This window comes from Peribacillus sp. SIMBA_075 (assembly GCF_046534585.1).
The window spans coordinates 104,804-118,831 of sequence record NZ_JAWRYN010000009.1 but is presented as its reverse complement, the minus strand read 5'-3'; the positions used below and the strand labels follow the sequence as shown (position 1 = coordinate 118,831).

Below are 14,028 nucleotides of genomic sequence, written 5' to 3'. Positions count from 1 at the left end.
ACTAAGAAAACGGGCCCGACTCAAATGAGTCGGACCCGTTTTTTCATTCCAGTATATCCTCTTCAAGCTTTTCCTCTTTCCTGATCCTGATGAATTTTACGATATTCAATACAATCGTTTTAACAACGGAATAAGTAGGAACGGCCAAAATCATACCGATGATACCGGCTATATTTCCGGCGACGAGCAATAGGATGATGATGGTAAGCGGATGTGTGTTCAATTTTTTCCCGATGACTAACGGTGAAATGAAATTACCATCCAGTTGCTGGATGACCGTTACAACAAGAATGACCAATAACGCTTCGGCCGGTGAATGAATCAATGCCACTATGACCGCAGGAGCCGCTCCGATAAACGGACCTACATATGGAATGATATTGGTTACTGCACCAATCAGCGCAAATAAGAACGCGTAAGGCAAACCAATGATTAAATACCCAATGAACGTTCCAATCCCAACAAACAAGCAAACAAGCATCTGTCCTTGTATGTATGTAGTAAGCGTCCCGCCAGTTTCCTGAAGTACTGTTAAAGCTGGTTTTCTATAGCTAACCGGTACGAACTTCATGATGGAGCTTGGAAGCTTATCCCCATCCTTCAACATATAAAATAAGATGAAAGGAACCGTTACGACCACTAATGTTATATTCGTCACTACGCTGAAAACAGAAGATAAACTATTCGTTATATTACTCGGTAAATTCGTCAAATATTTTTGAAGCGAATCTCCTACTTCTTGCAAAGGGACATAATCTTGTTCCACCGTCCACAAAAACCATTTTGACTCTGCTGAATCTTCAATGAACTTCCTAACTTGATTGAAATAATCCGGAAGGTTATTGATTAAATCCGTAACCTGTTTGGAAAGTGATGGGCCAACCAGACCGACCAACAAACTAACCAATCCTAGGAAAAATACATAAAGCAATACTATGGCCAATCCCCTTGGCACTCTTCTTTTAACCAGGAAATCAACAGTGGGGTTGAACAAAAAGTAGAGAAAACCTGAAATCAAGATGGGAAAGAACAATGTAGATGTAAAAATAACTATTGGTTCGAAAAGAAAAGAAATCTTTGTACCAACATAAAAAAGTAAAGACAATAGTAATAACTCTAACGTCCAAAAATGCAGTTTTGTCTTGAACAAATTATCTCCTCCACTATTACCATTCTATTTAACTCCCCTTAGGAAACAACATCATAAATTCGGAAAATCCTATGATGATAATCTTTCATTGTTTGCAGTTTACCATATTTCCTTAACTTGAATGAATAATTATATACAAAAATAAAAGAAAAAATCATAATGACGCCATTCCCTACCTTTTTGATGGTTAAGCTTCATTTTACACTTTAAATCCGTTATAAGTTGAAGGAAAAAGAACTAATTGGAAACACCATACAAATTGCTCAGGAGAATAATCTATTTACCTTTCAATATTCCATTGGAGTTGACGAAAGATTCATTGGTTTCCACAAATATCATAAAGTGGATAAGTAACAAGGGCGAATCCAAATAAAAAAAACCCGCTGTAATGGCGGGGTTTTGACTCTTATTTTTGATCTTGAAGTACTGCTTCAAGCATCGTACCGTTTTTAGCTAGGTTTGTATGCCATGAGAATGCTTTTTCAAGAATATGTGGAGTTTGATGTCCTCCAGTTTGCGCAACTGCTTCAGTGAAGTATGCACGAAGCTGCGGACGGTAGTCAGGATGCGCACAGTTTTCGATGATTAACTCTACGCGCTCTTTTGGTGCCAACCCGCGTAAATCAGCGATCCCTTGCTCTGTCACTAATACATCCACATCATGTTCAGTGTGATCCACATGAGAAACGAAAGGAACGATACTGGAAATATTGCCGCCTTTTGCATATGATTTCGTTACGAAAATACCTAAGCGTGAGTTGCGGGCAAAATCTCCTGATCCACCAATTCCATTCATCATTCTTGTCCCAGAAACATGTGTTGAGTTTACATTACCGTAGATATCACACTCTAACGCTGTATTGATTGAAATCAAACCAAGACGGCGGATGATCTCAGGGTGGTTAGATATTTCTTGTGGACGAAGAACAAGTTTATCACGGTACTTCTCAAGTTCACCGTAAACCTGTTTTCCTTTTTCTTCAGCTAATGTAATCGAACAACCTGAAGCGAATTTAACTTTTCCAGCATCGATTAAATCGAATACCGCATCTTGCAGCACTTCTGAATACACTTCCAAATCTTTAAATTCAGAATCAAGGAAGCCCGCGAATACTGCATTTGCCACTGATCCTACACCTGATTGAAGCGGAGCCAGGCTTTCAGTTAAACGACCAGCCTTGATTTCTTCACGAAGGAAGTTAATAAGGTGGTTTGCGATGGTTGCAGTTTCTTCATCCGGCGGCACGATTGTAGAAGGTGCATCAAGATCTGTAGAAACGACGACCCCCATTACCTTTTCAGGGTCAACCTGAATACCGATCGAACCTAGACGATCGCTTACGCTAGTCATAGGAATCGGTTCGCGTTCCCCTTGTTTAGCTGGTGTATATATATCATGCAACCCTTCCAATCCTTCTGGATGGGATACGTTCAATTCAATGATTACATGTTTAGCTTCTTGAACGAATATGGCTGAGTTACCTACAGAAGTTGTCGGGATGATTAACCCTTCTTCTGTAATCGCCAGTGCTTCGATGATTGCAAAATCTATAGGTCCGACAATGCCTTGACGGACTTGTTCAGCTGTATGAGATAAATGCTGATCAACATATGTGACTTCATCAGCATTGATTTTATTACGAATGCCTTTGTCCGCTTGGAACGGTAAGCGTTTGTTAATGATACCAGCTTCCGCCATATGTTGGTCGACTTCAGGTCCTAAAGAAGCACCAGTATAAACATCAACTTTGAATTTTTCAGTTTTAGCTCTTTCAACCAGAGCCATTGGAATAACTTTAGCATCACCAGCACGGGTAAATCCACTCATACCGAGTTTCATCCCATCTTTAATCCATGAAGCTGCTTCTTCCGCTGTAACTACTTTCCCCTTAAATTGTTCGTTGCGAATTTTTTTGAAAACGCTTTCGTTCATACAAAAGACCCCCATTTTTCGCTTTTCTTACACTTAATTTTACCAAGCCAGTGTAATAGTTACATTCGTTTCCGAATGAAAAGCCTTAAATGGAGCATAAACCAGCATTTATTTCACACAAAGGAGTAACACTAAAATCCTAAAGCCCTTCTGAATTGACTTGCATATGTTTGACTTACTTGGATTTTGGAATTGTCCTTCATTATTAGTAAAAATGTAGAATGAAAATCAGGAAGGATTTCCTGTATATAGTTAATATTGACGATGTACGAACGGTGCACACGAATGAATAATTCACTAGGTAAAATGTACTCCAATTCACTTAAGTTCATTTTATGAAATCCACTCACACGTTCGGACTGAATTTTAGTTTTCCTATTTTGAGCTTCCAAATACATAATTTCATCATAAGGAAGCGGTATCCAGCGTTCATCTGTTTTAATGGTCAAGAATGATGTCGGTAAAATTAATGGCTTTGAAGGCAAAATGGCTGTTACCGCCCCTAAAGGATTGCCCTCGTCCATGATAGGTACACTCAGCCCATAGTAGGGTACGCCAAAAACATTACTTTCAACTTGCACCCCTATTTTTTTACGGACACTCAGAGCTTTATATGTCGCCGTGTTTTCACTAATTAAATCACCCGGTTTTATTCTTAGGTCAACTTGTTTGCTCGGTTGATAATAAATGTATTTTTTGGAATCAGCCACAGAAATTGAAGCATCCTTCGGAACAAACTCCCTGATGATATTTAAAACGGATTCGACCGTAAATTGATCCATTTCCCTTCACCTCTTAAAAGAACATATTAATAATTTCCCCATCATTAAACAGGGCATTCGCGAATAATTTTTGGAGGACTTACATTTTTCCGAATTCACTTTTCGCAAATTAAAGAAAAAACGAATTAACTAAGCGAAAAGTATCAAAAAAGGCAAAAAAATTGGATTTAAATTTATGTCCTTTTATCTATTATAGTTGGAAAGCTCCTCGATTTCCATGGGGGATGCATAAAAAAGCCGTTCTCCTTCATAAGGAAACGGCTAAAAGGTTATTTTTTAAATCGGGGATCCTGAAACGAGGACTTTATTCGAAGCGATAAAATTTCTTCTAAATTTTTTAATGGTAATTCCAATAAAAAGGGTCTGTCATCAGGTTGATATACATCCTCTGAAATGAGCGTATTAACGATCTTCTGTTTTTTTGCATTAACAATTCGGACCAGTCTCCCCATTTTCAGCTCCCTTTCTTTTATTTATTGGATCCGGCACATTTGGTCGATTGAGTCACTGCATCAAATCTCATTCTTTAACGCATCATGGCCTTCTTTTCCGGTACGGATATTCACAACATTCGCCAATTCATAAATGAAGATTTTTCCGTCACCTGGTTTACCGGTACTCAAGAATTTCCTTGCTACATCCACGACATCCTGAACTGGAACTTCACACACGACGATTTCAATCTTCATTCGGTCATGTAATGACATTTCACGATTTCTGCCTCTATATGTTTCCACATAACTTTTCTGAAGACCCGTTCCTTTTACTTCCGAAACAGTCATTCCGCTTACCCCTATTTTTGCTAGTTCCGTTTTGAATTGTTCAAATTTAATGGGACGTGTAATGATTTCTATTTTCGTTAAAACCTCGGACATATGATCAACCCCCTTTTAAATTGATTCGTGATAAGCTTTTTCTCCATGAAGTGTAAGGTCAAGCCCCATGTACTCATCTTCTTCACTGACACGTAACGGAACGAAAAGGTTAATGGCTTTAGCGATGATATATGTGACCACGGCAACGAAAATATAAGTTACAACGATCGCTATGAGCTGCTTCCACAATAGGTTGAAATCTCCATAGAATAAACCGTTTGCCCCGCTTTCATTGACGGAAGTGGTCGCGAATAAACCTGTAGCGATGCCACCCCATGTTCCACCGATCCCATGTAATCCGAAAGCATCAAGAGCATCGTCATAGCCCAGTTTATTTTTCAAGAAGAATACGCCCCAAAAACAAACGGCGCCGCCTATGACCCCGATGATGATGGATGATGCAGGCGTTACAAATCCGCAAGCCGGTGTAATGGCAACCAACCCAGAAATGGCTCCGGATACTGCCCCAAGCAATGTCGCCTTTTTATTAGCCATATACTCAACGATCAGCCAGCCAACGATACCAGCAGCTGCTGCAACAGCTGTATTAACGAATACGTTCATCGCCACTTCATTGATTGTCAGTGCGCTTCCGACATTGAAGCCGTACCAACCGAACCATATTAATGATCCACCTAGGAATGTTAAAGGAAGATTATGTGGTGCACTGTCCCCCGACTCTTTCCTTTTACCTAACATAATCGCTAAAACCAGACCGGCAACCCCCGAAGAAATATGAACAACGTTGCCACCTGCAAAATCAAGAGTACCAAGCTCTGCTAACCAGCCGCCCCCCCATACCCAGTGAGCAACAGGAGCGTATACGAATAAAGACCAAAGGATCGTAAAAATCAAGAATGCTGAAAACTTCATCCGCTCAGCAATGCCACCTGCAATGATCGATGCTGTTAAAACGGCAAATGTCATTTGGAATAACATGAACAAACTATGAGGAATTGTTTCGCTGTATGGTCCAGGTGCAAAGCCTACATCATTTAAGCCAACCCAGTCCAGACCGCCCAGAAATGCATTACCAGGTGAAAATGATAAAGAATATCCAATCAGCACCCAAAGAATCGAAATGACAGCAAGTGGCATGTAACTATGCATTGCCGTATTCAGGACATTTTTACTTTTTACCATCCCTCCATAAAATAGGGCAATCCCTGGTGTCATTAACCAAACCATCATCGTCGCCAAAAACATGAATACTGAATCTGCCATTTGCATACTGTTTTTTTCCCCCTTGTTTTTGTATATGTTATGTTTATTAACATTTAAATGTTATATTTTTTATCATAAACTTAATTTTCTAATAATTCAACTTATTTTTTAATGTTTCACACCAATATTGTTAGGTTAAATAACATCAGTTTTGAATAATGGACCAGGATTCTATCGTCGTTATATTTCTCCCTCTACTCATGTCCGGGTTCTTAATTCAAATAAAAAAGGCCCTCCTATTGAGGGCCCTTCAAAAAAATATTCAGTTAACAGCAACGAGACACTTTCCCACCCTTTGCGTTATAGCGTTCATCCTGGGCTTCGCAGAAAAATTCTTTCCTGGTTTTCACGGGATCTTCAGGATGGTGCACTCTCATATGTGCCACATAAGTATCATAACTCGGAACGCCGACAAGCAAACTGACGAACTGCTTTCTGTAGCTGAGAATCTTAACTAATCTTTTCAACATTTCCTTCCCTCCCTTATGATGACCTGGATACATAAGGTGATTCATGTAAATCTATTTTCTCGCTCTTCAAGACCTTTATCCATAACTTAATGGCAGAAATCAGGACAGTGATCACAACGATCATGAAGATGGCACATAGGGCAGCATCCACATAATCATTGACGATAACCCGTTTCATCTCAGATAGATTTGCTGCCGGAGCGAGAATTTCCCCATTATCATAGGCCGCTTTAAATTTATCCTTATGTGCCAAAAAGCCAATCGCAGGGTTTTCGTGGAAAAGCTTTTGCCATCCCGCCGTCATGGTCACTATCAATAAGAATGTAGTTGGCACAAGAGTGACCCATGTATACGCTTTTTTGCCCATTTTGAAAAGGACTGTCGTCCCAAGCAGCAACGCAATGGCGGAAAGCATCTGGTTCGCAATTCCAAACAATGGCCAAAGGGTATTGATTCCGCCAAGAGGATCAATGACCCCTTGATATAGGAAATACCCCCAACCGATTACACAAATGGCAGTCGCAATAATATTAGGTAGCCATTTATTCGTTTCGGCAAATGGCTTGTAAAAGGTGCCGATAATATCCTGTATCATAAAACGCCCTACCCTGGTTCCCGCATCAATGGTGGTCAATATGAACAATGCCTCGAATAGGATCGCGAAATGATACCAGAACGCCATCAGGGACGCTCCACCAATCACTTGTGAGAAGATATGGGCCATACCGATTGCAAAGGTTGGCGCTCCACCAGTGCGGGATAAAATGGTCTCTTCCCCAACATCATCTGCAAGGCCGGTAATCATTTCAGGTGTCAAAATGAAACCCCAATCGGATATCGTAGCCGCCACTTGAGCCGGCTCCGTTCCCACAACGGCGCCCGGGCTGTTAATGGCAAAATAGATCCCTGGCGTCAGTACACAGGCTGCTATCATCGCCATGATGGCTACAAAGGACTCAGTCAACATCGCCCCATATCCGATTGGACGTGAATGTGATTCACGTTCAATCATTTTCGGAGTCGTTCCCGATGAAACGAGAGCATGGAACCCCGACACCGCTCCACAAGCGATCGTTATGAATAAGAATGGGAATAAATTCCCTGAAAAAACGGGTCCTGTTCCATCGATGAATTGAGTGACGGCAGGCATTTCAAGGCTCGGCATGACAATGAAAATACCAAGCGCAAGTCCTATGATCGTGCCGATTTTCAAGAATGTGCTTAAGTAATCACGTGGTGCCAATAACATCCATACCGGCAAAACGGAGGCAACGAATCCGTAGACAATCAGCATGATGGCGATCGTTTCTCCATCAAATGTGAACATTGGCGCCAATGTAGCACTTTCGGATACAAAGCGGCCGAAAAATAACGCAAGCATCAATAGTATAATGCCAATAATGGAACCTTCTCCAACACGACCGGGCCTTATATAGCGCATGTAGATGCCCATGAGGACTGCAATCGGTATTGTCGAGGCAATCGTGAACATACCCCATGGGCTGCCCACCAACGCTTTTACGACAACCAGGGCAAGTACCGCTAATAAGATAACCATGATGCCGAGGATTCCGATCATCGCAATCAAACCTGTAATCGGTCCGATTTCCTCTTTGATCATCTCTCCCAATGATTTACCGTTACGGCGCATCGAACCGAAGAGAATAACGAAATCTTGAACCGCACCAGCTAATACAACTCCGACTACAAGCCATAGTGTCCCTGGCAAATACCCCATCTGCGCTGCAAGAATGGGGCCAACAAGAGGGCCAGCTCCGGCAATCGCTGCGAAATGGTGGCCAAACAACACCCACTTATTTGTAGGCACGTAGTCCTTCCCATCATTATTCGCTTCCGATGGGGTCTGGCGATTATCATCTAGCTCAAACACTTTCTGTGCAATGAATTTACTATAAAAGCGATATGCGATTGAATAAACACAGAGTGCTGCAGTGACAATCCACATGGCATTGATGCTTTCCCCCCGGTTTAATGCGACGAAACCAAAACTCACCGCCCCCACCGCAGATATGATTCCCCAAAGAATGACCGACTTAAGCGCTTTCACTTTTTACCATCCCCTCTCAATGGTTTACTATAAAAAATCTTCATATCATATGGAGTTAGGCTATGATCCATTTAATTTAAAGAATTTTACGTATATTCAGAATTATATGTTATTAAAAGGTTTTTTAGCAATAGCAAAATAGGCGATTTGTAAAGTATTTTCCATTATCTTGTCGATAATTCCCTTTTTTCTGATTGGTTATTTCACTCTAAGAACGTCAATATCACCGCCAGTCCGTTAAATAATCCATGAATCATAACAGATGGCCAGATGGACCCTGTCTTTTCGTATGCCCAAGCAAATACCAAACCGCTTATAAAATTGATCATTAATGTATTATAAGTAGGGATATGAACGACCATGAAAAGGAAGGAGCTGATGAACATTCCCCAGCTCTTTCCCGTTCGGACTCTAATCCAACGGTATATGAATCCTCGATAAAGGATTTCCTCATAAACGGGAGAAATGATGGCAGCAGAAATGAAGCCTATGAAGAAATTAAAGACTGTGACATTCTGTTTCACACTTTCTGTTTTTTCATTTTCATACGTTCCCCCTACGGCCATCATCAGGGCAAGCACCATAATACTGCTAAATATCAATACAATGGTCCAACCTGCTATCGCCCCCCAGTAAGACGCAGCAAATCGGCGAACCCCCACTTCCTTCCAAGATAAACTACACGGCCTTAAGCATACGAAATAAACCCCTAACATAAATACGATGGCCATAATGAAGCCCATGGTCGTTCCTGTATATAAACCATTCCGAAAAAATGAATCGAACTGCTCTCTCAGCAAGAATTCAATGAAAACAGGCACAATGAAGCATGATAACCCCAACATCCATACTCCTTCCTTAATTCCCCATGGATCACCTTTAAAATACTCATTCTTGTCAAAATCCATTTTATCCCTCCTGTTCTGTTAAGCTATAATGTAAGTGTAGATGATGACGCAACGTCATCTTCAATATTAATTTGGAGGTAAGACAATGGAATTTTGGACCGTGGGTCAATTGTCCAAACTTGCGAACGTTACGATTAGAACGATTCGGTATTACGACCAAATCCAATTACTGACACCTGAGTTCCGACACGCAAATGGCCGCCGATATTATACGGAAATACCTCAAAAGGCTTGAAAAAATTTGCTTGCTTAAAAGCCTTTCGGTCTCTTTAGATGATATAAAGACCGTGTTGGATAAAAAGGCCTTCAAAGAATTGCTCCTTCATCAACAACAACAGACGATATCAAGCATTAGGGAAGCTGAAAACACTCTTAAGAACATCCAAACCTTGTTAAATAGTATAGAAGTCGAAGGAGATCTGGATTGGGAGCTGCTGCTGCCGCTAATCTACAGAAAAGAACATAATCGTGATCAATTCTTCAGCAAAGAAGAACGGAAAACCTTGGACAAACTACCTAAGATGGAAAAAGATAATATCCAAACGAAACAATGGATCAACCTAATAAAACGTATAGAATTAACCATCAAAAAAGGATTTTCTGCCGAATCCGAGGAAGGAAAGCTGATCGCTGAAGATTGCCTGCTTTTATCCGAATTGATTTTCGAAGGAAACAAAGATCTAGAGGAGAAATTCTGGGAAGTTCGTAAATCCGCAGCTGACTCCTCCTCGGCAGGTTTATATCCGGTAAAGGAAGAAATCCTCATATTTTTAGAGGAGGCAATCGCCTCTTTAAATGAAATGGAATGCAAGTTGAAAGTATAAGGTGACCAAAACAAAAAATGTGCGCCTAACGGCACACATTTTTTCATCATCCGGTCTGATTTTCCTTTAATGAGCTGCGATAGAGTTCGTAATAAAAACCCCTTCGCCGCAATAATTCATCATGTGATCCCTTTTCAATGATCCTTCCTTCATCAAGCACCAAGATCTGATCACTTTGCTGAATCGTATTCAATCGATGGGCAATGACAAAACTTGTCCTCCCCTTCATCAAACGATGTAATGCTTCCTGGATTTTTAACTCGGTAATCGTATCTATACTGCTTGTCGCCTCATCCAAAATCAATAGAACGGGATCGGCTAAAATAGCCCTGGCAATCGATAAAAGCTGGCGCTGTCCCTGACTGATTCCACTGCCATCCTGATTCAAGATGGTATCATAGCGGTCTGGCAGTTTCATGATAAAGGAATGGGCATTGGCAAGTTTGGCTGCATCCACCACTTCTACATCGCCCGCCTCCAGCCGACCGTAGCGAATATTTTCACGAATCGTACCTTGAAACAAAAAGGAATCCTGTAAAACAAAGCCCATATGCTTGCGGAGACTGGACCTCGTCACCTGCTGGATATTCTGGCCATCGATCAAGATCCGGCCGCTGTTCGGCTCGTAAAAACGCGCAAGCAGATTAATGACCGTAGTCTTACCGGCCCCAGTGGGACCTACAAGCGCGATGGTCTCCCCTTTTTCTGCATGGAAACTAACATCATATATCGTTTGGCCCTCATCATTGTACGAAAAGGAAACATCCTCAAAGTCCACCTCACCACATACATCCCGAAGTTCAGAGGCCTGTTTCTCATCCACTTCTTCTTCTTTTTCATCAAGTATGGCGAAAACCCGCTCCGCACCAGCAACAGCCGAGAGGAGTGTATTGAATTGATTAGCCAGGTCATTGAGCGGACGGGTGAATTGCCTTGAATACTCGGTGAAAATGACAATGACCCCGATGGAAACCGTTCCCATGCCACTCATCGCCAAAAAACCCCCGACAGCTGCTATTACAGTAAAACTTAAGTTGTTCAGTAAATTCATCAGTTTTGGAATCAGCCCAGAGTATGATTGTGATAGGAATCCGGCTTTCTTTAAGTTTTCACTCCGGGTGATAAAATCACGGATCACTTTATCTTCCTGCGAAAAAGCCTTTACAATCCGTTGTCCCGAAATCGTTTCTTCTATAAACCCATTCAAGTCTCCAAGGTTCTTCTGCTGTTCCTTAAAAAGCTTGCCCGTCCTGTTCGTTATCCACTTCAGCCCAAAAAACATAAGAGGAACGATGAATAAGGTTAAAACAGTTAATAACGGGCTTAAATACAGCATCACTCCGATCGTCCCGACCAGTGTCAGCACACTTGAGAAAATCTGGATGACGGAACTATTCAAAGTAGAACTGACATTTTCTATATCATTCGTGACCCGGCTCATCAATTCCCCATGCTGACGCCGGTCAAAAAAGGGAATGGACAATTGGTGAAGCTTTTTGAACAGTTGATTGCGCATCGCATAAACTGTATCCTGTGCGATTCCGATCATCCAATAATTCTGAAGCCACATGGATAGTGAATAGAATATATAGACTCCGAGAAGCCCGATAAGAAGGCTAATCAGCCCCCCGCTATCCTTCGTTACAATATAGTCATCGATGGCCATCCCTACAAGAAATGGGCCAAGCAACCCCAAAACCGAGCTTACCAGTACCATGAAAAGGACAAAAAACAGCAGGCTTTTATTCGTTGCTAAGTAGGGGGTGATCCTTTTTATCGTATTCCATGAGTTGACTGGTTTTGCCTTTTTCTTATCGGGAGATATTCTTCGACTCAAGAGAAATCCCCTCCTCCCCAAACTGTGAGTGAACGATTTTTCGATAAAGATCACTTGTTTGAATCAAATCCTGATGTTTCCCCAGCGCAAGCACTTGGCCATTTTCCAGCAACAGGATCTTGTCCGCCTCAATGGCTGTACTGATTTTTTGTGTAATGATGAGTGTTGTACATGTATAGGTCTTTAAAGCGGCGAGCAATTTACTTTCCGTTTTCAAATCCAGCGCACTCGTACTGTCATCCAGAAGGAGAATCTTCGGTCTGCGCACTAATGCCCTCGCAATCGATAACCGTTGTTTTTGACCTCCGGACAGATTCACCCCTTTTTGCCCTAACTGCGTCTCATATTGTTTTGGGAGTTTCATTACGGTCTCATGAACCTGAGCATCCATGGCAGCTGCCATGATTTCCCCCATCGAGGCCCCTTCTTTTCCCCAAGCAACATTATTTTTTATGGTTCCTGAAAAAAGCAAGGCTTCTTGCGGTACATAGCCGATCCTTTTCCGCAGCGAATTCAAGGGAATATCTTTCACATTCTGGTCATCTATTAGAATGGATCCGCTCTCAACTTCGTACAATCTCGGAATCAGCTGAAACAAGGATGTTTTCCCTGATCCTGTTGCTCCTATGATGGCAAGCGATTCTCCCGGATCGATAGAGAAGTTCAAGTTTTTCAATACCGGTGCATCTGTTCCAGGATAGCGGAAAGATACATCTAGAAACTTGATGCCTCCCCCTTTGACGGTATCACTCTTGCATTCAATTTTGCCTTCATCAATATCTATCGGGGTTTTAAATATTTCCGTCACACGTTCCGCTGAAGCCTTTGCACGGGATATGACCGTGATCAGCCATGAAAAAACGGAAAGTGATGCCGCAATCCTTGTGGCATAGTTGACAATCGCCACAACTTCCCCTACCTGTATATCTCCCGTTGTAATAAATCCGCTTCCAAGCCAAAGAATGATCAGAATCGCCACATTCATGACCAGCATCAGAACAGGCATTGTCGTTTCAATTAAACGAAGGGAAGTCACAGTCTTTCTTTTCAACTCGTCATTCGCATCGTCAAACCGTCCGATTTCATGCTCCTTACGAAGAAAGGCCTTGATCAAGCGCATGCCTGTCAGGTTTTCCCTCATGACCCCATTGACATTATCGAGCTTTTTCTGTACGAGCTTAAACAGCTTAGCCGCCCGTTTCATAACCCATCCCAGGAAGAAAACAAGAACCGGAATCGAAATGACCAAAACAAGGGAGAGTTTCAAATCCACCGCAATCGCCATTATCGCCCCCCCGATTACTATCAAAGGCGCCCTTGCCATGATACGAAGGCCCATGAAAACCGTATTTTGAAGCTGGGTCACATCATTCGTCATCCTTGTAATCAACGATGAAGTCGGGATATTATTCAAATTCGCAAAAGAAAACGCCTGTATCTTACCAAAAAGGCTTTTTCTTACATCATGTCCAAAGCTCTGACTTACATGTGATGCTGTAAAGGAATTAACGATCCCGCCAAGAAATGAAAAAATGGAAAGTCCAACCATGACACTTCCCCATTTAATCACTACCGATAAATCTTTCTGTAAAATGCCATCATCAATTATTTTAGCAATAAATAGAGGTTGTAACAGTTCTACACCGAGCTCGACAATCATCAAGAATAAAGCAAGAATGATCAAGAGCCAGTATGGCTTAAGAAATGAGGCCAGTTTTTTCATCTATGACACCCTTCGATTCTTCATATGTAGATAGCATCTTTTCACCTCTCATTATACATTTTTATACAGATTATTTAAAAGATTTTAACTGATTTAAAGGATTGGTAAATAACTTGATTTTTTTAATAAATACCCTTGACAAAAAACAGGAAATAGGCGACAATTCTAATTGATAATGATTTTCAATTTCATTATCAATCTCTGAAATTTGATAAACAATTACGATAATCTCAT

The 14,028-nt window shown here is 41.4% G+C and carries 12 protein-coding genes; 2 read left to right on the top strand and 10 right to left on the bottom strand.

All coding sequences use genetic code 11. The annotated features are described in order from the left end of the window. Positions 1 to 43: 43 nt before the first annotated feature. From SB775_RS09910 to SB775_RS09875, 8 genes are all read right to left on the bottom strand, one after another. Positions 44 to 1,150 (bottom strand): AI-2E family transporter, encoded by a 1,107-nt coding sequence (locus tag SB775_RS09910; RefSeq protein WP_289321125.1) that lies wholly within the window; start codon positions 1,148 to 1,150, stop codon positions 44 to 46. 406 nt (positions 1,151 to 1,556) lie between these two features. Then, positions 1,557 to 3,083 (bottom strand): succinyl-CoA:acetate CoA-transferase ScpC, encoded by a 1,527-nt coding sequence (scpC, locus tag SB775_RS09905; protein WP_061461424.1) that lies wholly within the window; start codon positions 3,081 to 3,083, stop codon positions 1,557 to 1,559. Positions 3,084 to 3,214: 131 nt separating this feature from the next. Next, the gene (locus tag SB775_RS09900) at positions 3,215 to 3,865 is read right to left on the bottom strand and encodes a LytTR family DNA-binding domain-containing protein (protein ID WP_061461422.1); all 651 of its coding nucleotides are present in this window, start codon (positions 3,863 to 3,865) and stop codon (positions 3,215 to 3,217) included. A gap of 512 nt (positions 3,866 to 4,377) precedes the next feature. Beyond that, the gene (locus tag SB775_RS09895; protein WP_061461417.1) at positions 4,378 to 4,740 is read right to left on the bottom strand and encodes a P-II family nitrogen regulator; all 363 of its coding nucleotides are present in this window, start codon (positions 4,738 to 4,740) and stop codon (positions 4,378 to 4,380) included. A 15-nt stretch (positions 4,741 to 4,755) separates the two neighbouring features. Then, positions 4,756 to 5,970 (bottom strand): ammonium transporter, encoded by a 1,215-nt coding sequence (locus tag SB775_RS09890; RefSeq protein WP_410861477.1) that lies wholly within the window; start codon positions 5,968 to 5,970, stop codon positions 4,756 to 4,758. A gap of 260 nt (positions 5,971 to 6,230) precedes the next feature. After that, positions 6,231 to 6,434 (bottom strand): YbdD/YjiX family protein, encoded by a 204-nt coding sequence (locus SB775_RS09885; RefSeq protein WP_089362581.1) that lies wholly within the window; start codon positions 6,432 to 6,434, stop codon positions 6,231 to 6,233. Positions 6,435 to 6,447: 13 nt separating this feature from the next. Continuing rightward, positions 6,448 to 8,502: a carbon starvation CstA family protein gene (locus SB775_RS09880; protein WP_410861476.1), complete on the bottom strand. Its 2,055-nt coding sequence runs from the start codon at positions 8,500 to 8,502 to the stop codon at positions 6,448 to 6,450. Between the two features lie 203 nt (positions 8,503 to 8,705). Further along, positions 8,706 to 9,410: a CPBP family intramembrane glutamic endopeptidase gene (locus SB775_RS09875; protein WP_410861475.1), complete on the bottom strand. Its 705-nt coding sequence runs from the start codon at positions 9,408 to 9,410 to the stop codon at positions 8,706 to 8,708. 85 nt (positions 9,411 to 9,495) lie between these two features. Here SB775_RS09875 and SB775_RS09870 point away from each other — a divergent pair, with 85 nt between their 5' ends. Both SB775_RS09870 and SB775_RS09865 read left to right on the top strand, forming a co-directional pair. Beyond that, on the top strand, positions 9,496 to 9,645 hold the full coding sequence (locus SB775_RS09870; RefSeq protein WP_410861474.1) for a MerR family DNA-binding transcriptional regulator: 150 nt from the start codon (positions 9,496 to 9,498) through the stop codon (positions 9,643 to 9,645). 52 nt (positions 9,646 to 9,697) lie between these two features. Next, the gene (locus tag SB775_RS09865; protein ID WP_410861473.1) at positions 9,698 to 10,234 is read left to right on the top strand and encodes a hypothetical protein; all 537 of its coding nucleotides are present in this window, start codon (positions 9,698 to 9,700) and stop codon (positions 10,232 to 10,234) included. A gap of 46 nt (positions 10,235 to 10,280) precedes the next feature. Here the strand turns inward: SB775_RS09865 and SB775_RS09860 are convergent, their stop codons facing one another. Together SB775_RS09860 and SB775_RS09855 are read right to left on the bottom strand one after the other, a co-directional pair. After that, positions 10,281 to 12,071 carry an ABC transporter ATP-binding protein gene (locus SB775_RS09860; protein ID WP_410861472.1) on the bottom strand — a complete coding sequence of 597 codons (1,791 nt, stop codon included), beginning with the start codon at positions 12,069 to 12,071 and terminating at the stop codon, positions 10,281 to 10,283. Further along, positions 12,046 to 13,794, bottom strand: a complete 1,749-nt coding sequence (locus SB775_RS09855) for an ABC transporter ATP-binding protein (protein WP_410861471.1) — start codon at positions 13,792 to 13,794, stop codon at positions 12,046 to 12,048. Before SB775_RS09855 ends, SB775_RS09860 begins: the two co-directional genes overlap by 26 nt. Positions 13,795 to 14,028 lie beyond the last annotated feature (234 nt).

What these genes read in the sequence shown, in the direction of transcription:
- SB775_RS09870 (WP_410861474.1), top strand. Translation starts at nt 9,496, where the DNA reads ATGGAATTTTGGACCGTGGGTCAATTGTCCAAACTTGCGAACGTTACG.
- scpC (WP_061461424.1), bottom strand. Translation starts at nt 3,083, where the DNA reads ATGAACGAAAGCGTTTTCAAAAAAATTCGCAACGAACAATTTAAGGGG.
- SB775_RS09875 (WP_410861475.1), bottom strand. Translation starts at nt 9,410, where the DNA reads ATGGATTTTGACAAGAATGAGTATTTTAAAGGTGATCCATGGGGAATT.
- SB775_RS09895 (WP_061461417.1), bottom strand. Translation starts at nt 4,740, where the DNA reads ATGTCCGAGGTTTTAACGAAAATAGAAATCATTACACGTCCCATTAAA.
- SB775_RS09900 (WP_061461422.1), bottom strand. Translation starts at nt 3,865, where the DNA reads ATGGATCAATTTACGGTCGAATCCGTTTTAAATATCATCAGGGAGTTT.
- SB775_RS09855 (WP_410861471.1), bottom strand. Translation starts at nt 13,794, where the DNA reads ATGAAAAAACTGGCCTCATTTCTTAAGCCATACTGGCTCTTGATCATT.
- SB775_RS09890 (WP_410861477.1), bottom strand. Translation starts at nt 5,970, where the DNA reads ATGCAAATGGCAGATTCAGTATTCATGTTTTTGGCGACGATGATGGTT.
- SB775_RS09885 (WP_089362581.1), bottom strand. Translation starts at nt 6,434, where the DNA reads ATGTTGAAAAGATTAGTTAAGATTCTCAGCTACAGAAAGCAGTTCGTC.